16 protein-coding genes and 5 pseudogenes are annotated in these 19,924 nt (G+C 65.0%); 10 read left to right on the forward strand and 11 right to left on the reverse strand.

Features of this window, described 5'->3' with window-relative positions:
* Positions 1–32 precede the first annotated feature (32 nt).
* Positions 33–1,055 carry a class II fructose-bisphosphatase gene (gene glpX / locus QFZ70_RS12220; protein ID WP_307095921.1) on the reverse strand — a complete coding sequence of 341 codons (1,023 nt, stop codon included), beginning with the start codon at positions 1,053–1,055 and terminating at the stop codon, positions 33–35.
* A gap of 234 nt (positions 1,056–1,289) precedes the next feature.
* Between glpX and QFZ70_RS12225 the strand changes: the two genes are divergently transcribed.
* From QFZ70_RS12225 to QFZ70_RS12245, 5 genes and pseudogenes are all read left to right on the forward strand, one after another.
* The gene (locus QFZ70_RS12225; RefSeq protein WP_307095922.1) at positions 1,290–1,970 is read left to right on the forward strand and encodes a DUF4245 domain-containing protein; all 681 of its coding nucleotides are present in this window, start codon (positions 1,290–1,292) and stop codon (positions 1,968–1,970) included.
* 10 nt (positions 1,971–1,980) lie between these two features.
* Positions 1,981–2,595 carry a carbonic anhydrase gene (locus QFZ70_RS12230; protein ID WP_307095924.1) on the forward strand — a complete coding sequence of 205 codons (615 nt, stop codon included), beginning with the start codon at positions 1,981–1,983 and terminating at the stop codon, positions 2,593–2,595.
* A 76-nt stretch (positions 2,596–2,671) separates the two neighbouring features.
* Positions 2,672–4,094, forward strand: a pseudogene (locus QFZ70_RS12235) (class II fumarate hydratase).
* A 137-nt stretch (positions 4,095–4,231) separates the two neighbouring features.
* A pseudogene (locus QFZ70_RS12240) lies at positions 4,232–4,363 on the forward strand (TetR family transcriptional regulator); the annotation flags it as partial.
* A 534-nt stretch (positions 4,364–4,897) separates the two neighbouring features.
* A pseudogene (locus QFZ70_RS12245) lies at positions 4,898–6,582 on the forward strand (MDR family MFS transporter).
* A gap of 117 nt (positions 6,583–6,699) precedes the next feature.
* On the opposite strand, the gene QFZ70_RS12250 reads toward QFZ70_RS12245, so the two are convergent.
* On the reverse strand, positions 6,700–7,170 hold the full coding sequence (locus tag QFZ70_RS12250) for an NUDIX domain-containing protein (RefSeq protein WP_307095925.1): 471 nt from the start codon (positions 7,168–7,170) through the stop codon (positions 6,700–6,702).
* 70 nt (positions 7,171–7,240) lie between these two features.
* Positions 7,241–7,795: an A24 family peptidase gene (locus QFZ70_RS12255; protein ID WP_307095926.1), complete on the reverse strand. Its 555-nt coding sequence runs from the start codon at positions 7,793–7,795 to the stop codon at positions 7,241–7,243.
* A gap of 58 nt (positions 7,796–7,853) precedes the next feature.
* On the opposite strand from QFZ70_RS12255, the pseudogene QFZ70_RS12260 reads away from it, so the two are divergent.
* Together QFZ70_RS12260 and QFZ70_RS12265 are read left to right on the forward strand one after the other, a co-directional pair.
* Positions 7,854–8,646: pseudogene (locus QFZ70_RS12260) on the forward strand (hypothetical protein).
* A 42-nt stretch (positions 8,647–8,688) separates the two neighbouring features.
* Positions 8,689–9,336 carry a GNAT family N-acetyltransferase gene (locus tag QFZ70_RS12265; RefSeq protein WP_307095927.1) on the forward strand — a complete coding sequence of 216 codons (648 nt, stop codon included), beginning with the start codon at positions 8,689–8,691 and terminating at the stop codon, positions 9,334–9,336.
* 158 nt (positions 9,337–9,494) lie between these two features.
* Here the strand turns inward: QFZ70_RS12265 and QFZ70_RS12270 are convergent, their stop codons facing one another.
* Positions 9,495–10,913 carry a PhoH family protein gene (locus QFZ70_RS12270; protein ID WP_307095929.1) on the reverse strand — a complete coding sequence of 473 codons (1,419 nt, stop codon included), beginning with the start codon at positions 10,911–10,913 and terminating at the stop codon, positions 9,495–9,497.
* A 238-nt stretch (positions 10,914–11,151) separates the two neighbouring features.
* A complete protein-coding gene (locus QFZ70_RS12275) occupies positions 11,152–11,913 on the reverse strand; it encodes an isoprenyl transferase (RefSeq protein ID WP_307097872.1) in 762 nt (253 codons plus the stop codon).
* Positions 11,914–12,184: 271 nt separating this feature from the next.
* Between QFZ70_RS12275 and QFZ70_RS12280 the strand changes: the two genes are divergently transcribed.
* The gene (locus tag QFZ70_RS12280) at positions 12,185–12,826 is read left to right on the forward strand and encodes a hemolysin III family protein (RefSeq protein ID WP_307097873.1); all 642 of its coding nucleotides are present in this window, start codon (positions 12,185–12,187) and stop codon (positions 12,824–12,826) included.
* A gap of 95 nt (positions 12,827–12,921) precedes the next feature.
* Here QFZ70_RS12280 and QFZ70_RS12285 read toward each other — a convergent pair whose 3' ends face one another.
* Entirely contained in the window at positions 12,922–13,302 is a 381-nt protein-coding gene (locus QFZ70_RS12285; protein WP_307095931.1) for a hypothetical protein, read from the reverse strand.
* A 98-nt stretch (positions 13,303–13,400) separates the two neighbouring features.
* Positions 13,401–14,308 (reverse strand): annotated as a pseudogene (mca, locus tag QFZ70_RS12290) (mycothiol conjugate amidase Mca).
* 133 nt (positions 14,309–14,441) lie between these two features.
* Between mca and QFZ70_RS12295 the strand changes: the two are divergent.
* Both QFZ70_RS12295 and greA read left to right on the forward strand, forming a co-directional pair.
* Positions 14,442–14,990 (forward strand): DUF4307 domain-containing protein, encoded by a 549-nt coding sequence (locus QFZ70_RS12295; protein WP_307095932.1) that lies wholly within the window; start codon positions 14,442–14,444, stop codon positions 14,988–14,990.
* 71 nt (positions 14,991–15,061) lie between these two features.
* Positions 15,062–15,556, forward strand: a complete 495-nt coding sequence (gene greA, locus QFZ70_RS12300; protein WP_104042988.1) for a transcription elongation factor GreA — start codon at positions 15,062–15,064, stop codon at positions 15,554–15,556.
* Positions 15,557–15,625: 69 nt separating this feature from the next.
* On the opposite strand, the gene QFZ70_RS12305 is transcribed toward greA, so the two are convergent.
* The 4 genes from QFZ70_RS12305 to QFZ70_RS12320 are packed head-to-tail and all read right to left on the reverse strand — an operon-like array spanning position 15,626 to position 19,854.
* Positions 15,626–16,243: a rhomboid family intramembrane serine protease gene (locus QFZ70_RS12305; RefSeq protein WP_307095935.1), complete on the reverse strand. Its 618-nt coding sequence runs from the start codon at positions 16,241–16,243 to the stop codon at positions 15,626–15,628.
* Positions 16,244–16,251: 8 nt separating this feature from the next.
* Positions 16,252–17,490, reverse strand: a complete 1,239-nt coding sequence (ilvA, locus tag QFZ70_RS12310) for a threonine ammonia-lyase (protein ID WP_307095936.1) — start codon at positions 17,488–17,490, stop codon at positions 16,252–16,254.
* Between the two features lie 3 nt (positions 17,491–17,493).
* Positions 17,494–18,855 (reverse strand): AI-2E family transporter, encoded by a 1,362-nt coding sequence (locus QFZ70_RS12315; RefSeq protein ID WP_307095937.1) that lies wholly within the window; start codon positions 18,853–18,855, stop codon positions 17,494–17,496.
* A gap of 39 nt (positions 18,856–18,894) precedes the next feature.
* Complete coding sequence (locus QFZ70_RS12320) at positions 18,895–19,854, reverse strand: aldose 1-epimerase family protein (protein ID WP_307095938.1); 960 nt, start codon at positions 19,852–19,854, stop codon at positions 18,895–18,897.
* Between the last annotated feature and the right edge of the window lie 70 nt (positions 19,855–19,924).

Here is a 19,924-nt window from a genome sequence, read left to right on the forward strand (position 1 = left end):
GCTCCGGGGATCTGTGCAGCCCGCGGCCGGAGTCAGCTCTTGCGGGCGTACCCTTCCCACTTGCTGGCCTGGTGCTCGCCGTCCACAAAACGGATGGTTCCGGACTTGGAGCGCATCACGATGGACTGGGTGAGGACCTTGTCCTTGGAGTACCGGACGCCCTTGAGCAGGTCGCCGTCCGTGATGCCGGTGGCGGCAAAGTAGCAGTTGTCGCTGGAGACGAGGTCGTTGGTGGAGAGGACCCGGTCCAGGTCGTGTCCGGCGTCGAGGGCCTTTTGCTTCTCCTCGTCGCTGGTGGGCCACAGCCGGCCCTGGATAACGCCGCCCAGGGACTTGATGGCGCAGGCAGCAACGATGCCTTCCGGGGTACCGCCGATGCCCATCAGTGCGTCCACGCCGGTACCGGAACGGGCAGCGGCGATGGCGCCGGCAACGTCGCCGTCCATGATGAACTTGGTGCGGGCGCCTGCTTCGCGGATCTCCTCCACCAGCGGGCGGTGGCGGTCACGGTCCAGGATCATGACGTTGAGCTGGTTGACCTTGACGCCCTTGGCCTTGGCGATCAGGTGCAGGTTCTGCTTTACGGGGAGGCGGAGGTCCACCATGTCCGCAGCTTCCGGTCCGGTGACGAGCTTTTCCATGTAGAACACGGCGGAGGGGTCGAACATGGACCCGCGCTCGGCCACAGCCAGGACGGCCAGGGCGTTGTTAATGCCCAATGCGGTGAGCCGGGTTCCATCGATGGGGTCAACTGCCACATCGCACTCCGGGCCGGTGCCGTCGCCGACGCGTTCGCCGTTGAACAGCATGGGGGCTTCGTCTTTTTCGCCTTCGCCGATGACCACTACGCCATTGAAGTGGACGGTCTGGAGGAAGGAGCGCATGGCGTCGACGGCGGCGCCGTCGGCGGTGTTCTTGTCGCCGAAACCTACCCAGTGTCCGCCGGCGATGGCTGCCGCTTCGGTAACGCGGACGAGCTCGAGGGCAAGGTTGCGGTCCGGCTCATCGTTGCCCACCGCCAGTGACGGGGAGATCGTGGAGTACTTCTGGGTCATGGACGCTGGTGACACGTTAACCTCTTCTTCGAGTGGCGATCATTGAACCCGCCCAGCCGGAACAGCCGGGCGGTGATTCCTCTGATATCGATCATAGTCGCGGCACCGGGTTCCGGCGGCGGGATGACGCGGCCGCGCAATGTACGCGGAGGCTGGGGTGGCCGGCGGGCCCGCTGCGGGCGCCCCGAGTGTGAGTTGCACACCGGAATGGGCGACTATAGAGAGGTGAATGAGATGCAGGAAAAGACCAGTCCTTCCCCCGAACCGGCAGGATCCGGAAGCAACAACGGATCCAGCGGGGCCGGAGGGCAGGGCCCGGTTAAGCCTGTCATTCCCGCGGCAGCAGCCAAGCGGGCCAACGCGTCGGTGATCGGCATGATCATTGCCCTGGCGGTGAGCATCGCAGCCTTCCTCCCCATCGTCCTGATGAACCCCTCTCCCAAGACTGACGGCTACCGCCCGAACATCGATGTGAGCGCCGCGGCCCGGAATGCGACCGACGTGGCAGGATTCACACCCGTAGCGCCGGACACCGGCAACTCCTTCAGGGCGAACTACGCGCGGTGGGAAGCCGGAACGGGCAGCGGCGTGCCGGCATGGGAGGTGGGCTACATCACGCCCAAGGAGTCCTTCATCGGGCTGGTCCAGACCCGCAGCGCCAACCCCACCTGGCTCCTCCAGCAGGTACAGAACGCTCCGGTCACCGGCTCGCGGAACGCAGGCGGCAGGGAGTGGCAGCTGCGCGATACCGGCAAGGGCGGGAAGTCGATGGTGCTTGAGTACCGCGGGACCACCGTCATCCTGGCGGGTGCCGCCCAACTGGACGAGTTCGCCACTTTGGCGGACGCCGTCGTGAAATCCCTGGACAGCAACCCTGCCGTCACAGTTTCACCTGCAGCCAGTACCGCACCGTAAGGTAAGGCGGGTGACTACCTACCTGACCCCTGCCCTCGCCTGGCGCCGGATGCGTGAAGGAAATGAGCGCTTCGTCGCCGGCGAATCATCCCACCCGAACCAGGACTCGTCCCGCAGGTCCTCACTGGTGGAGAACCAGCACCCCTTCGCCGTGATTTTCGGTTGCTCCGACTCACGGCTCGCCGCCGAAATCATCTTCGACGTCGGACTGGGCGACGTTTTTGTGGTGCGCACCGCGGGACAGGTCATCGACGATGCCGTCCTCGGCTCGCTGGAGTACAGCGTCGGTGTGCTCGGGGTACCGCTGATTGCCATCCTGGGGCACGACAGCTGCGGCGCCGTCAGCGCCACCAAGGCCGCCGTGGACACCGGCGATATGCCGGCGGGCTTCATCCGCGACCTGGTGGAGCGCATCACGCCCTCGGTGCTGACCTCCATGCGCCAGGACAAGCACGAGGTCAACGACATGGTGGTGGAGCACGTCAAGCAGACCGCCCAGCGGCTGGTGGACAGCTCGCGTGTGATTTCCGACGCAGTTGAAAGCGGACGCACCGCCGTCATCGGTCTCTCGTATAGCCTGGCCGAGGGCCGCGCCAACGTTGTTTCCGGGATCGGTGAGCTCTAAGGCGGGTGTGAAAACCCGCCCGTAGCATGCTCTTCACGGTTTTCGATGGGGTGCCGGATCGCCCTAAGCTAGCCCCATGACTTCCACTGAAGAGTTCCGTATTGAACATGACACGATGGGCGAAGTCCGCGTCCCCGTGAACGCACTGTACCGCGCGCAGACGCAGCGGGCAGTGGAGAACTTCCCCATTTCCGGCAAGACCCTGGAACGTGCGCACATTGAGGCGCTGGCCCGGGTCAAGAAGGCAGCCGCCCAGGCCAACGCTGAACTGGGTGTGCTCGACGGCGAGCTTGCCAAGGCCATCGCAGACGCAGCGGATGAGGTGGCCGCCGGCAAGTACGACGGCGACTTCCCCATCGACGTCTTCCAGACCGGCTCCGGCACGTCCTCGAACATGAACACCAACGAGGTCATCGCCGAGCTTGCCTCGCGCGCCCTGAAGGCCGCCGGCAGCGACAAGGTGGTCCACCCGAACGACCACGTCAACGCCTCGCAGTCCTCCAACGACGTCTTCCCCACGTCCGTGCATGTTGCCGCCACGTCGGCCCTGATTAACGACCTCATCCCGGCACTCGGCTACCTCGCCGAGTCCCTGGAGCGCAAGGCAGTGGAGTTCAAGGACGTGGTCAAGTCCGGCCGCACGCACCTCATGGACGCCACCCCGGTCACCCTCGGCCAGGAGTTCGGCGGCTACGCAGCGCAGGTCCGCTACGGCATCGAGCGCATCAACGCCTCCCTCCCCCGCGTCGCCGAAGTACCCCTCGGCGGCACTGCTGTGGGCACCGGCATCAACACTCCGGCCGGCTTCCCGGAGCGCGTTATCGAACTGCTGGCCACCGACACCGGGCTTCCCCTCACCGAGGCCCGCGACCACTTCGAGGCCCAGGCCAACCGTGACGGGCTCATCGAGGCGTCCAGCCAGCTGCGCAACATCGCCATCTCGTTCATGAAGATCAACAACGACCTCCGCTGGATGGGCTCAGGCCCCAACACGGGCCTCGGCGAAATCGCGATCCCGGACCTGCAGCCCGGCTCCTCGATCATGCCCGGCAAGGTCAACCCGGTCATCTGCGAAGCGTCCATCATGGTGGCCAGCGCAGGTCATCGGCAACGACACCGCCATCGCCTGGTCCGGCACCAACGGCGCGTTCGAGCTGAACGTCGGCATCCCCGTGATGGCCGCCAACCTGCTCGAGTCCGTCCGCCTGCTGGCGAACACCAGCCGCGTGATGGCGGACAAGATGATCGACGGCATCACAGCCAACGTGGAGCGTGCCCGCTTCCTGGCCGAAGCGTCGCCGTCCATCGTGACGCCGCTGAACAAGTACATCGGCTACGAAAACGCCGCCAAGATCGCCAAGAAGGCCGTTGCGGAAGGGCTCACCATTCGTGAGACCGTCGTCGCCATGGGCTTCCTGGAGCGCGGCGAGGTCACCGAGGAGCAGCTGGACACCGCCCTGGACGTTATGTCCATGACGCGCCCGCCGCACAAGGCTTAAGTTCCCACCACTACCTCACGACGCCGGCCGCCCACCTTCCCAGCGAAGGCGGGCGGCCGGCGTCGTTAAGCAGCAGTGCCACCGCCGCGACTCAACAGTTGCACTACTCCTGCGTTGGTGCAAAACTTTACTTTGTGATGCATAGTGCAAGTTCAGAGACAGGGCTCCGGGAGCGGAAACGGGCAGCCACCCGCAGTGCCATCACCGGGACCGCACGGACCCTGACCGCCGAGCGAGGACTCAACGGTTACACGGTCGAGGAAGTGTGCGAAGCCGCCGGAATTTCGCGCCGTACCTTCTTCAACTACTTCCCCACAAAGGAAGACGCCATCATCGGCCATTCCGACGACGATGTCCCCGCTGACGTCCTCGATGACTTCATCGCCGGTGGCGCCTCATCCCCTGCCGGCGACATCTCCCCCACCCTGTTCCGGGACCTCGTTAGGCTGTCCCTGAAGCTGTCCGAGCGCATGGCCTCGTCCGAAGAGGAAACCCGGCAACTGACAGGCGTGGTCCATAAGGAACCGCAGCTGATCCTGAAGCTCATCGGCGCCACGGAACAGCGCGAGGCGCAGTTCGCCCGGGACGTCGCCAGGGCGCGAGGGCGTTCCCCCCGAGCATCCGGTAGTCCAGATGGCAGTGGTGCTGCTGAGCACTATCGCCCGCAAGAGCAGCATTGCCTATTTCTCAGACGGAAACACCCGCTCCTACCGCGAGCTGCTGATGGAGAACATCGCGGCCGCCAGCACCCTTTTCTCACAGACTTTCGACAACCCGGAAACCACAGCCGCAGAAGGACACCAATGAGTACCACCGATAAACCGCCAGCGGGCCCACTGCTGCTCACCCAAAAACGCATCTGGATCATCTTCTCCGCGCTGATCGCCGGCATGCTGCTCTCCAGCCTCGACCAGACCATCGTTTCCACCGCCATGCCCACCATCGTGGGCAAGCTGGGCGGCGTGGAACACCAGGCCTGGATCACCACGGCCTACCTGCTGGCCACCACCATCGTGATGCCCATATACGGCAAGTTCGGTGACGTCCTCGGACGGCGCAACCTGTTCCTGATTGCCATCGCCCTGTTCACGCTGGCCTCGGTGGGCTGCGCCCTGGCCACCGATTTCTGGGGTTTCGTGATCTTCCGGGCCATCCAGGGCCTCGGCGGCGGCGGACTGATGATCCTGTCCCAGGCCATCATCGCGGACATTGTCCCGGCCAAGGACCGCGGCAAATACATGGGTCCGCTGGGCGCGATCTTCGGCCTCTCCGCAGTGGCCGGCCCTCTGCTCGGCGGCTTCTTCGTGGACCACCTGACCTGGGAGTGGGCCTTTTACATCAACATTCCCATCGGCATCGCCGCCTTCGCCATCGCCTGGTTCACGCTGACTCTTCCAATAAGAAAGCCGAAAAGCGGATCGACATCCTGGGTGTTGTGCTGCTGTCCGCCGCCACCACGTGCCTTATCTTCTTCACCGATTTCGGCGGCAAAAAAGACGAAGGCTGGGACTCCCCCCTCACCTGGGCCTTTGGTGCCGGTATGGTCCTTTCCGCTACCGCGTTTGTGATGGTGGAGCGCCGCGCCGAGGATCCCATCATTCCGCTCACCCTGTTCCGCAACCGGATCTTCGTCAACGCCACCGCCATCGGCTTCACCCTGGGCCTGGGCATGTTCTCCGCCATCGCCTTCGTTCCCACGTTCCTGCAGATGTCCTCCGGCACTTCCGCGGCGGAGTCAGGCCTGCTGATGCTGCCCATGATGGCAGGCCTGATGGGCACGTCCATCTACTCCGGCATCCGGATTTCCAAGACCGGCCTGTACAAGATGTACCCCATCCTCGGAGCGGCCCTCACCATGGCCGCCATGCTCTGGATGACCACCCTCGCGGCCAGCACCCCCATCTGGGCCATCTGCGTCCAGCTGTTCATCTTCGGCGCAGGCCTCGGCCTGATCATGCAGGTGGTGGTCCTTGTGGTGCAGAACGCCGTCCCCGCGGACCAGATCGGCACGGCCACCAGCACCAACAACTACTTCCGCGAGGTTGGTGCGGCCATGGGCGTCGCGATCTTTGGTGCGATCTTCGCCAACAGGCTTTCCGAGTCCCTGACCACCGCCTTCACCGGCGCTGGCGCCTCGGCGGACCAGGCAGCGCAGTCCACCAGCACCCTGGATCCGCAGGCCCTGAGCCAACTTCCGGAGCAGCTGCGTGAGTCGATTGTCAACGCCTACGCCGAGTCCCTGGCCCCGGTGTTCTGGTACCTCATCCCGTTCATCGCGGTGGCGCTGGTCCTGGCCGTCACGCTGAAGCAAATCCCGCTGTCGGACACCGCCGGCATGCTGGCGCGGGGCGAAGCAGTGGGCGGCGAGGAGGCGGAGCGCCTCGCCGCCGGGCTGCCCAACCCAGCGGTGGAGGCAACGGCGGAAGCCGCGGAGCAGCGGGACAGCGTCAAGGACGACGACGGCTGGCTGGTCTCCCAGCGCCACTGACCGCCGTCGTACTGCCTGCATGACAACGCTGCGGGCTAAGCCCGCAGGGGCGCCGCAATCTTGGGGGATGCGGCGCCCCTGCGCTGTCTCCTCCCGGAGCTGCCTGTGAGGCGCCGGTCAGGGTTCGAAGTGGGCGGCGTCGGCCGGAGCCAGGGCGCGGTGGATGCTGGTGAGGTGCCCGGGCATCAGTTCAGGGAGTTCATCCATGCCGAACCAGCCGACAGCCAGCGATTCGTCGTCGTTCACCCGGGCCGCCCCGGAGACATAGCGGCAAAGGAACACCACGTCCAGGAACTCGCACACGTCGCCGTTGGGATACGTGAACGGACCCACTGCCCCCACAGACACCACGCGCTCCGGTTCGGCCACTACTGCCGTTTCCTCAAAAATCTCCCGCACCAGCCCACGGGCAGGCTGCTCCCCCGGCTCAAGCATCCCGCTGACCAGCGCCCACTGTTTGTTGTCGGCACGCTGGGCGAGCAGCACCCTCCCCGAATCATCAACCACCACACCCCGGACGCCGGGGACCCAGAGCGGATCGTTACCGATTTTCTTGCGAAGTTTCAGGATGTAGTCAGGCGCAGGCATTCCGCCAGCCTACCGAACTGCTTTCCTGCCTTAGAACGACCGGGCTCCCGTCCGCCCGGGCACCTTTAGTTCAGGTTGGAAGGAGCATCGCAGCCGCTGCCCCGGCGAGCATAAACGGACCAAAGGGAATTGACGATTTCAGTGTCCCCCTGCGGGCGGCCAGGAGCGCGATGGACCAGAGGCCGCCCAAAAGGAAGGCCAGGAAAGTGCCGGCGAACAGGTGTCCCCACCCCAGGTAGCCGAGGTACATGCCCAGGACCCCGGCGAGTTTCACGTCCCCGAACCCCATGCCCGGCGGGTACGCAAACCGCAGTATGAAGTAAAAGAGCCACAGGATTGCGGCTCCGGCCACTACACGCAGCGCCGGCACAGCCATCAGCCCGGCGGGCAGACCAGCAGGACCCGGGTCCGCGCCGGCACCGGCTCCGGCAAAGGCAGCAGCCGTGAGGAGCAGGACACCGGCCACAGCGTAGGAGGGGAAGACGATCCGGTTGGGCAGGAGGTGGTGCCGGACGTCGATCACCGTCAGGCGGACGGCCATCACCGCGAAGTAGGCGCAAGCAGCAAGCACCAGCCAGAAGGCCAGCGGGGTGTGCGGCCATAGTTCGCCCAGTCGTTGGATCACCCTCGGATGCTACTGGATTTCCGCTCGACGGCGCACCGCCCGCGCGTAAACTGTGGATATGGCGACGTGGGACTCCCGGCACCGAATGGATCCGGACAGGACTTCAGCCGCCGCGGACCCGGCGATATTCCGAAACCTGTGCCGGTCCTCGCCCTGGAAATGGCAGTCCCTGCGCTTCGAGTATTGGGATGAGCCCTTCGCAGACGCGCCCGATCCTGCGGCGCCCCTGGTCCGGGCGTGGCTGCGCCGTCCGGGGGCTTTGCGTCTTGAAACCGCAGACGGACTTGTCCTGCACAGCACAACCGGGATCAACGATTCCAAGGACGGCCTGTATGTCAGCGCCACGCGGAAGTCGTGGCTCCTGCCGCCGCATCTTGTGACCCCCGTGTATGACGACCCATGGACTGGTGCGCCGGCGGCCTGAAGCAGCCTATGGCGAGCCCGGGTTCGGCAACGGGCGGTTCTCCGCAGCCCTGGACCCGGTGGAGCTGGCCGGAAACGCCCCCGTACCCCTCGAATTTCCCGGCAGCAACACCGTGGAAGTCCAGGAGGTCAGGCAGCACGAGCACGAGGGACGCCCCGTCCTCGAAGCAGTGGTGCGGCCCACGGCCGCCTACCATCCGGCCCATCCTGCCGCGCCGCTGTGCCTTCCCGGCAGGTCCCGGATCCGGGTGGACCTCGGCACCGGCGTGTGCGTCGCGAGCCAGTCCCTGGATCCGGGGACGGAAGAGTACGGTCACTGGCTGCGCATCATCGCCGTGGACGAGTACATGCTGGATGACCTGTTCCTGGCCCAATCGATGAGCCTCACTGACGTCCGGCAGCACATACCGTGGGACGTCCCGGCCTGACTGTGACAAGACCCGGACTTGCTCATCCGCTAGGCTTCGCGGATGACCTCACTGAACGACGTTTGGCCACTTTTCGGTCTCCGGCTGGCCACGCCCCGGCTGGAACTCCGCCCCATTTCGGATCAGGACATCCCCGCGGCTGTCGCCGCCGCGCATAGCGGAATCCACGAAGCCGGCAGGAGTCCGTTCAGCACCCCGTGGACCGAGCTTGCCGCGGACGAGCTGGGGCCCAACATGGCCCGCTGGTACTGGCGCTGCCGCGCGGAGTGCTCCACCGAATCCTGGACCCTGCTCCTGGGCATCTGGCACGAAGGCAGCTTTATCGGTTGCCAGGACGTTGGTGCCAAGGACTTCGCCACGCTCAAGACCGTCACCACTGGATCCTGGCTCACCCAGTCCATGCAGGGCCGCGGCCTGGGCAAGGAGATGCGCGCCGCCGTCGCACTCTACGCCTTCGACTGGCTGGGCGCGGAAGTGGCCGAGTCCGAAGCCGCCAGCTGGAACGACGCCTCCCTCGGCGTCTCCCGCTCCCTCGGCTACGAGCTGAACGGCATCACCAGGAATGCCTGGGGCACCAAAGTCGAAACAGTCCAGCACGTCCGGCTCACCCCCGAAACCTTCAAACGCCCCGATTGGACCCTCGAGGTAGAAGGCCACGAAGCAGCAGCGAAGTTCCTCAAGGTGACCTGACCACAAGCCGGGTTACGGTCCTTCTCGTAGGAGCGCATCGCGGGCGCATCGGGGTCCGGAGGTCGCTCAGCGACCGCAGGAGCCCCTATGCGACGTGTCTAAGCGACGAAGAAGGGCGTGGCCCGGCGAACCCGGCCACGGCCCCGGGTTAGGTGCCTTTAGCCTTCGAGGAGTTCCGTGACCAATGCTGCTATCGGGGAACGCTCTGACCGGGTGAGGGTGATATGGCCAAAGAGCGGGTGCCCTTTCAGGGTTTCGACGACGGCGGCGATTCCGTCATGGCGTCCGACGCGGAGGTTGTCGCGCTGGGCGACGTCGTGGGTCAGGACGATCTTCGAGTTCTGGCCGATGCGGCTCATGACGGTCAGCAGGACGTTCTTCTCGAGTGACTGGGCCTCGTCAACGATGACGAAGGCGTCGTGGAGGGAGCGTCCGCGGATGTGGGTGAGGGGCATGACCTCGAGCATGCCGCGGTCCATGACCTCCTCCACCACTTCCTGGCTGACCAGTGCCCCGAGGGTGTCGAAGACTGCCTGCGCCCAGGGGTTCATCTTCTCGGATTCGGATCCGGGCAGGTAGCCCAGTTCCTGCCCGCCCACTGCGTAAAGAGGCCGGAAAACGATCACCTTGCGGTGCTCGCGGCGCTCCAGCACCGCTTCCAGGCCCGCGCACAAGGCCAGGGCCGACTTGCCGGTGCCTGCCCGGCCGCCGATGGAGACGATGCCGACGGCGGGATCCATGAGCATGTCGATGGCGAGCCGCTGCTCCGCGGACCGTCCGTGCAGGCCGAACACGTCACGGTCGCCCTTCACCAGGCGGACCTGCTTGTCGGCCCCGACCCGGCCGAGTGCGGAGCCGCGGTTGGACAGCAGGACCAGGCCCGTGTTGACCGGCATTTCCGCTGCCGCCGGGATGAATACTGGTTCGTGCCCGTACAGGGTGGCAACCTCCTGCTCAGTGGCTTCCACCTCCGCAACGCCTGTCCAGCCGGAGTCCTTCACCAGTTCGTTGCGGTACTCGTCCGCAGTGAGCCCCATGGCCGACGCCTTGACCCGCATGGGCAGGTCCTTGGACACCACGGTAACGTCCCGGCCCTCGTTGGCGAGGTTCTTCGCAACCGCGAGGATGCGGCTGTCGTTGTCACCGCTGCGGAATCCCAGCGGCAGCACCTCGGCGGAGATGTGGTTCAGTTCCACCATAAGGCTGCCGCCGTCGTCGCCGATGGGGATCGGCTGGCTCAGGCCGCCGTGTTTGACCCGAAGATCATCGAGGAGCCGGAGCGCCTTGCGGGCGAAGTAGCCAAGTTCGGGGTCGTGCCGCTTAGCCTCGAGCTCGGTGATGACCACCACCGGCACGATCACCTCGTGTTCCGCAAAGCGCAGCAGCGCACGCGGGTCGGACAACAGGACGGAGGTGTCGATCACGAACGTGTGGATGGTGGCTTCCCTTCCGGAGACAGCAAAACCGGCCGCAGCATCTTCTGCCGTGCCGGTCTCTGAGGTGGCTCGCGTGGCGCGAGAGGTAGCTTTCTGTCCCTGGTCGGAAAGGACCGCGGGCAGTTGTTCAGAAGTAGCCACATCGACTCCAGCCCCGGGCGCATGCCCGGAATTGTTAGTGGTGAGGCGGCTCGGCCACGAGGCCGGGTCCGGCCTCCCATACAACCGGCGCGATGTTCCGCTCCATGTACTGGCCTCCCCGTTCAGCCGGCGGTTTGCCTGCTGATGGATACAACGTAAATCCATCGGAAGTAATTTCCACAACCATTACGCGGCGATTCCTGTTGCAGCCGTGTGAACTGTCGGTGAACCCGGAATGTCAGGAGCCGAAGCGCCGCTGCCGGCCGGCGTAATCGCGGAGGGCGCGCAGGAAGTCCACTTTGCGGAAGGCTGGCCATAAGGCTTCACAAAAGTAGAACTCGCTGTAGGCGCTCTGCCACATCAGGAACCCGGAGAGCCGCTGTTCACCCGAGGTGCGGATCACCAGGTCCGGATCCGGCTGGCCCCGCGTGTAGAGGAACCGGGATATATCGTCCACGCAGAGGTCGTCCGCGAGCTTGCCGATGTCCGTGCCCTTTGCGACGGCGTCGTGCAGGAGTTCGCGCACGGCGTCAACGATCTCCCGGCGTCCGCCGTACCCCACGGCCACATTGACGTGGATCTTTTCGCGGACCGGCGTGCGGGCCGTGAGCTTGTTCAGCCGCTCCGCGAGATAGTCCGGCAGCAGCTCGGGAGCACCCATGGCGTGCACCGAGATGTTGGCGTCCTCATCCAGCCGGTCCAACGTGTTGGCAATAATGCCCATCAGGAGGTCGAGTTCTTCGCTGGACCTGTTCATGTTGTCCGTGGACAGCATGTAGAGCGTCACCACCTTGACTCCGAGTTCCTGGCACCAGCCGAGGAATTCATGAATCTTGTCTGCACCCGCCTGGTGGCCCTGGCTGGTGGGCGCGTTGAATTGTTTGGCCCAACGCCGGTTGCCGTCCACCATGACGCCGATGTGCCGGGGGATGCGGTCGCGCGCAAGATCCTTAAGCAGCCGGCGCTCGTAAAAGCCGTAGAGGAACCCGGGCAACTCCACGCGGTCTCTCACCTGACTTCCTTGCTGTACGTTCGGCTTTGCACATCCTAGGCTACCGTCCGCCGGGGAAAGGGACGCCCCTCCCCTCCCCTGGCACGGGCTGACCAATAGTTACTGAGCAGTAACTTACCGGCCCGTAAGTTATTCTGGAGCCATGAACAGCGACACCCCGGAGGGTCCCCGGACGCCGCAGCCGAAGGCCAACACAGGCGCCGAGGCCAGCGCGGAAACGAACGCCAACACAAACGCCGTGGACGAGGCAGCCGAGCGGCTGGCCGGGCTCCTGATGATCAAACCGAAGTGGCGCGGCTGGATCCACACTGTTACAGCGCCGCTGGCACTCGCGGCGGGAATTGTCCTGGTGCTGCTGGCCCCCACCACCGACCGCAAGATTACGTCGGCCATCTACGCGGCCACTGGGGTGCTGCTGTTCGGAGTCAGCGCCGTGTACCACCGGGGCAATTGGTCACCGGGCGTGAAGATGGTGCTCAAGCGGCTGGACCATACAAACATCATGCTCGTCATCGCCGGCAGCTACACCCCCCTCGCCTGGACCCTGCTGGAACGGCCCCAGGCTGTCCTGTTGCTGTGGGTCATTTGGTCCGGCGCCATTCTGGGCGTGCTGTTCCGGCTGCTCTGGACCGATGCGCCCCGCTGGCTCTACGTTCCGATCTACATCGCCCTGGGTTGCGGCGCGCTCTTCTACCTGCCGCAGTTCTTCCAGGCCAGCGTCCCCGCCGCCGTCCTCATCTGCGTGGGCGGCGTGCTCTACATAACCGGTGCCGTGTTTTACGCCCTGAAAAAGCCCAACTTCAGCTACCACCACTTTGGCTTTCACGAACTGTTCCATGCCTTGACCGTGGTGGCTTTCGCTGCGCATTTCACAGCAATAGCTCTGGCGGTGCTGAGCTAGGTGTACAGCTAGGACCGCAGGTCCCGTCCTGGCTGCCGTGCGGCACCAGGGCGCGGGGCCGTGGCTAGGGGACAAGAAGGGGAACCCTCATGGCTCTAGTGCCGGCGGTTTCCTGGATCCGCGTCCGCTGCGCCGTCGGAAGGACCCTGGTAGGAATCTCCGGACGCTGAACCGGCGGCAGGGCCTGCCGCTCCCGAGCCAGCCGGTGCCGAGCCTGCCTCCGCGGCTTCCGCCGCTTCGACGTCGGCCGCAGAAGCTGCTGCAATGCGGTCTTCCTCCACCTGGGCTCGGTAGCGGACCCGCCGGATCCGGCGCACCATGTCCACAATCAGCAGGGCAGTGGCCACCACAAAAAATGCCGTCATGATGAATCCCAACAGGCCCGGTGTTACCTGGTCCTCGGAGATCCCCTCCCGCAGCGAGGGTGTGGGCAGGGGGGACGGGGTGGTAGCCAGGTTGAGAAGCAGACGATGCACGTTGAATACCTTCTATGGAACGGGTGTCAGCAGGCAGCAGATCCGGCGCCCCGGTTCCGGGCACCTCTTCTACGCGGCATAGAAATTGCCTGCCGTTTCTATCTTAGCCCCGCGAACAGGTCCTTCTCCGGGAGCTCTGAGGGCACCCTGGACTGGATCAGGGAGTAATCTTCCCAAGGCCACGCCCGGCGCTGCATTTCCGGGGATACGGCAAAGAAAAACCCCAGCGGATCCACCTGCGTGCGGTGTGCCCGCAAGGCGTCGTCGCGCACCTCAAAGAAGTCCCCGCAGTCCACCTGCGTAGTCGTGGGGTGGGGCGCGGGCGGCGGAGTGTGGCCCTCGGCGTCGGACTCCAGCCACGCGGCCAGCCGCTCGGCGTACGGGGACTGGAGTCCCGCTTCCTCCAGCGCGAAATGCAGTGCACGGAACCGCTCCGGGCTGAAGGCCCGGTCGTAGTACAGCTTGCCCGGTTCCCAGGGTTCACCCGCATCCGGATACCGCGCCGGATCGCCGGCAGCGTCGAAGGCCTCAACAGCTACCCGGTGGGCCATGATGTGGTCCGGGTGAGGATAGCCGCCATTTTCGTCGTAGCTAAGGATGACATGCGGCTTGAAGGAGCGGACCAGCCGGACCAACGGGGCTGCCGCGTGGTGAAGCGGCAGGGTGGCGAAGGAGCCGGCGGGCAGCGGCGGAAGCGGGTCCCCTTCGGGCAGGCCCGAATCAACAAAGCCCAGCCACCGCTGCTTGATGCCCAAAATCCGGGCTGCCCGTTCCATCTCCAGGCGGCGGGCGCCGGCCATGTCCCGTTTGGGATGGGGTTCGCCTTCCACTGCCGGGTTCTGGATGTCCCCCCGGGAGCCATCCGTGCAGGTGGCCACCATAACGTCCACACCCCGGACGCGGCGTACATGGCCATCGTGGCGGCACCCTTGCTGGACTCGTCGTCGGGGTGGGCGTGGACGGCGAGCAGCCGGAGCGGTGCGTGGGAGTTGCTGGACGCTGTCATGGAAGGACGGCTCCTTATTCTTTCTTGCGGCTTGATGGCTGCTGAACGGTTCGCTGAACGGGCGGGCTTGCTTCAAGGCCTGCTGCGCCGCCGGCCGGGAAAGCTCCGACGGAAGGGGCACTAAACTGGTTTGGTGACTTCCCCGGAACAGTCGGCCGACTCCGAGCCCGCGAACACTAGCCTAGCCAATCGTTATGGCGCTAAAAAGCGCCGGCTCTCCCCTGCCGCCAAGCGCACCATCGCAGGCGTCGCCCTTGCCGCAGGCATTGGTTTTATGGCTTGGGTTTCCACGTCGAATTCCCTGAACAACGTGAGCTTCAAGGACATCGGCTATGTCACCACTGACGCCACGCTGGCGGAGGTGGACTTCCAGGTGACCAGGGAACCCGGAACCTCCGTGAAATGTGCCGTCAAGGCCTTGGATTCAAAGTTCGCTGTAGTGGGATGGAAAGTTGTGGACATTCCTCCGTCGGAGGCAGATGGAACAGCCGACGGCGGGCGTTCCGTTTCACAGCGGGTCCCGGTCAGGACCGAGTCACTGTCCGTGTCCGGCGTGGTGGACAGCTGCTGGATTCCCGGCGACCAGGTTGAGGCAGGTCCGCAAGGTGTGATGCGCGCCGCTTCCTTGTTGGGTTTAATCCACAGGATTGACTACAATGGAGCAATACCTTTACCCCGCTGAGCTGGTTGCTGTTCCACAAGTGGCCACCGTGGCGGGGTCTTTTGCATGTAGGACCATTGAAGGAGAAGTCCGTGTCTACCACCAACAGCGCAGCTGCAGCCTGGCTTACCCAGGAAGCTTTTGACCGCCTGAAGGCAGAGCTGGACCACCTTTCCGGCGCTGGCCGGGCAGAGATCGTCCAGAAGATTGAAGCAGCCCGGCAAGAGGGTGACCTCAAGGAAAACGGTGGCTACCACGCGGCCAAGGAGGAGCAAGGCAAGATCGAGGCCCGCATCCGCCAGCTCACTGCCCTGCTTCGTGACGCCCACGTGGGCGAGTCTCCGGCAGATGACGGAATCGTTGAGCCCGGCATGATCGTGGTCGCCAGGATCGCCGGCGACGAAGAGACCTTCCTGCTCGGTTCCCGCGAAATCGCGGGCGATTCCGATCTCGACGTGTTCAGCGAGAAGTCACCGCTGGGCGCAGCCATCCTTGGCCACAAGGAAGGCGACGCCTTGAGCTACACCGCCCCCAACGGCAAGGACATCAAAGTCGAGATCCTTTCAGCCAAGCCGTACGCCGCATAGTCGTAAGCCTTAACTGCAACGCTGGCCGTCCCTCCGGGGCGGCCAGCGTTTTGCTTTAAGCGAACGAATTCAGGACCTCGAGCCCGTGGCTGTGCGGGGCCTCAGGAGCAGCGCTGCCACCACCCCTCCGGCCGCGCCGCCAAGATGCGCCTGCCAGGAGACATACCCGGCCACGAGGGGCAGGATGCCCAGCAGAATGCTGCCGTAGCCCATAAACAGGACAACCGCCAGCAGAATCTGCCGCCAGCTGTGGTTGAAAAAGCCGCGGACCAGCAGGAAAGCGAACAGCCCGAAGACCAGCCCGGAAGCCCCCACCGTGATGCCGCCGTTCCCGATCAGCCACACGGTCAGCCCGGAACCGAGCCAGCTGAAAGCCAGTGCCGTCAGGAATACCCGCAGTCCGGACAAAAAGACCAGGAAGCCGAAAATTATCAGCGGCAGGCTGTTGGACAGCAAGTGGTTCAGGTTGGCATGCAGGAGCGGGAACGTAAGGATATCCAGCAGCCCGTCGGCGCTCCTGGGCCTCAGTCCGAACGTCCGGTTCAGAGAGCGGAGCATCAGCGCATTGAACAGTTCGATGGCGAACAGCAGCGCCACAAAGCCGCCCAGCACCAGCAATCCGCCCTTTGCCCGGGCAGCAATGGTTTGCCGCTCCCCAGGACCCCCGCTGCCCATCAGTCCGGCCATTGTCCCTCCTAGTGCACCACGATGGGCTGGAAACCCTCCGCGCGGAGCGCGCTGAGGACCTGCTCGCCGTGCTCGTGGCCCTTGGTTTCCAGGTTGACGGTAATGGAGACGTCACCCATGCTGATGGACCCGCCCACCCGCGTGTGGTCCAGGCCGGTGACGTTGGCGTCATTCTCGGCGATGATCCGGGCGATGGTGGCCAGCGAACCCGGACGGTCATCCAGCATCATGCGGACCGTCATGTAGCGCCCCGCGGCGGAGAGGCCCCGCTGGATGACTTTCAGCATCAGCATCGGATCGATGTTGCCGCCCGAGAGGACCACGGCCGTGGTTCCCGGATTCTCGATCTTGCCGTCCATGAGGGCGGCCACGCCCACGGCGCCGGCGGGCTCAACCACCATCTTCGCCCGCTCCAGCAGGAAAATGAGCGCCCGCGCCAGGGAATCTTCGCTGACCGTGACGACGTCGTCCACCAGCTCGCGGATGATGCTGAAGGGAAGCTGCCCCGGGCGCCCGACGGCGATACCGTCTGCCATGGTGGACACCTTTTTCAGGGGCACGAGTGCATCAGCAGCGAGCGAGGGCGGATATGCCGCGGCGTTCTCCGCCTGCACGCCGATGATGCGGATTTCCCGGCCCAGTTCCTTCGCCCGTGCTTTGATGGCGACGGCGACGCCCGCCAGGAGCCCGCCACCCCCCACGCCCATGAGGACGGTGTCAACGTTGGGCACCTGTTCCAGTATTTCGAGCCCCAGCGTGCCCTGCCCTGCGACGACGTCCACGTTGTCGAAGGGGTGGACGAAGACTGTACCGGTTTCATTGCTGTACCGCTGCGCCTCGGCGAGCGCCTCGTCGACATTGTGCCCGTGCAGGATGACTTCCGCGCCGTGGCCGCGGGTCGCAGCAAGTTTGGGAAGGGCCACCCCCAGCGGCATGTAAATCCGGGCTTTGATGCCCAGGCTCTTGGCGGCCACGGCAACACCTTGGGCGTGGTTGCCTGCGGACGCGGCCACCACCCCGCGCTTCTTTTCTTCCGGGGACAGCCGCGCCATCCGCACGTACGCGCCGCGGACCTTGAATGATCCCGCCCGCTGGAGGTTTTCACACTTGAGGTAAACGTCGCCGCCGACGAGCGCGCCCAGGGCCCGGGATGACTCCACGGGGGTCCGCGCAATAATCCCGTCGAGCAGCTTCTGCGCCTCCAGGACATCGTCCAGCGTGACGGGAAGGGTTTCAAGGATGTTCACGGACTAATCTCCTCTGGATTTTGGCCCCGGCGCCGCGTCCTCGGAACGGGCGTCAGGTTGTTCTGCGTCGGTGCTGGCTGCGGCGTCCTTGCCGCCCTTGAGGGCGTCCGGCGGGTCAACACGCGTAATAGTGTTGTCCGGGCCAGCCCCGGCAGCCACCGGGCCTGCAGGCGTTGCCAGCACCTGTTCATGTTCCCACGTTCTGGCGGCGATGTAGCGAACGGCCGAGTTTGCGACGGCGAGGATGGGCACCGAGAACAACGCGCCGGGAATCCCGGCCAGGTAGGATCCGGCCGCTACCGACAGGATCACAGCCACGGGATGCAAAGCTACGGCCTTGCCCATCACGAGGGGCTGAAGGATGTGACTTTCCAACTGCTGCACCAGCAGCACTATGCCGAGCATGATCAAGGCGTTGATGGGGCCATTAGCCACTAATGCAAGCAGTACTGCTATGGCGCCGGTCACCAGTGCACCAACAATGGGGATGAACGAACCGATGAACACCAGCACGCTCAGTGGCAGCGCCAGCGGGACGCCGATAATCGCCGCGCCCACGCCGATGCCCACGGCATCGACAAATGCGACGAACATCTGGATGCGCGCATAGCTCACCATTGATGCCCAGCCCTTACGCCCTGCGCCGAACGTCGCCGCGCGTGCCTTCCGGGGCAGCAGCCGGACGAGGAAAGCCCAAATCCGGTCGCCTTCCAGCAGGAAAAAGATGAGGACGAAGAGCGCGAGTACCAGTCCCGCCGCGAAATGCCCCGCGGTGCTGCCGAAGGACAGCGCACCGCTGAGGATACTGCTGGTGTTGTCCTGCAGTGCCGTAGTGGCTTCCTGCAGGTACCTGTCAATCTGGTCGGCCGTCAGGTGGAGGGGCCCCTCGGACAACCAGTCCTGTATTTGGCGTATGCCGGTCAGCGCCTCAGACCAGAGCTCCCCGAATCCGGCGACGAGCTGCCTGCCCACCAGCGCCAGTGATCCGCCGATCAGGCCCAGGAAACCCACCACGGTGATGGCCACAGCCGCCCCGCCGGGCACCCTGCCCCGTTTCAGCCAGCTCACCACCGGACTCAGGAGCCCGGCCAAAAGGGCCGCAACCATCACCGGAATGATCAGGAAACTGATCCCCCTCAGCAGCCACACCAGTGCACCGCCCACAAGGAGGATGAGCCCCAGGCGCCAGGCCCAGGACGCGGCGATGCGCACCCCGTAGGGAATGTCCTTGTCCAGTTCACGGTCTGTCAGAACCCGGAGCGGCGCAGTTCCTGTTGCCGGTGCAGTTCCTGTTGCCGGTGCAGCGGATGGTTGCCGTACTGGGGTTTGAGGGTCGGGCGAAACGGGATCCTCGGCTGGCGTCATAGCCTAATAATTCCCCAGCCGTGGCCTAATGGGAAACTGCTAGCCGGCGTCCCCTGTGCGGTAATCGATCCCCCATGACATGGTGAAGGACTCACCCGGCTGCAGCCAGCGAAGGCCGTCGCCGGAGTTGAACGCATTGGCGGGACCGGTCATGGGTTCAACAGCCACAGCGCGGCTGCGCCCCGGGTACTGGGTACTGACGTAAACGTGGACGTACTGGCAGGATTCGTCCTGCCAAAGGCTCACCTGCCGGCCATCCGGTGCCGCCAAAGTGTGCCGGGCCTTGCCGTCCTCGAACTGCAGGCCGGTCAGGGCGACGTCGACGCTTAGCGGCGCGATGCGCAGCCCTGCCCGGAAGTCGGTGTCACCCTGGACTGGAGCGCTGCTGCGCGGAATGAGGCGCTCGTCAGCAAGCAATTGGGTGTCGGCAGCAACAGTCAACACCAGGTCCTCGATGGCGGCGTCCCCCAGTCGCAGATACGGGTGTGCCCCAAGGACGAACGGCGCCGGCGCCTTGGCATGGTTGGCCAGCGTCTGCCGGACCACCAGGCCGAGGTCTTCGGTGAGGAGGTACTGCACACGGTGTCGTGCCAGGAACGGGTAACCATGCTGCGGAAAAATGGTGGCCTCGAGCGTCACAGAATGCTCGGACTCGTCCACCAGCGTGTAGGAGGCGTTGCGGAGGAGTCCGTGGCTGGCGTTGTGGCGCGCCACCTCCGTGATGGCCAGCTGCTGCTTCTTGCCGTCCAGGAACCACTGCCCGTCTTCCACCCGGTTGGCCCACGGGGCGAGGGTAATACCGCACCCGCCCGGCGGGATCTGGTCGTCGCCGTAAGTTTCAGTGAGCTGGACGCCCGCCCGGCTGAACAAGCGGAGTCCGGCAGCCAGTTCGGTGACCACTGCCAGGGCGTCTCCCCGCCGGAGTTCATACTGCCGGCCGGTGGCGTATGCCCGGTAGCCTGAAGCGACGCTGGTTTCGAGGGGTGAATCGGAAGTCATGAGCAATACCGTACAGCGCTGCCATTGCCCGCGCACCCGGCATTTGTTCTGTTTTGTTTGCTTCTATTCC

Origin of the sequence: Arthrobacter sp. V1I9 (assembly GCF_030817075.1) — a bacterium.
Taxonomy (GTDB): Bacteria; Actinomycetota; Actinomycetes; order Actinomycetales; family Micrococcaceae; genus Arthrobacter.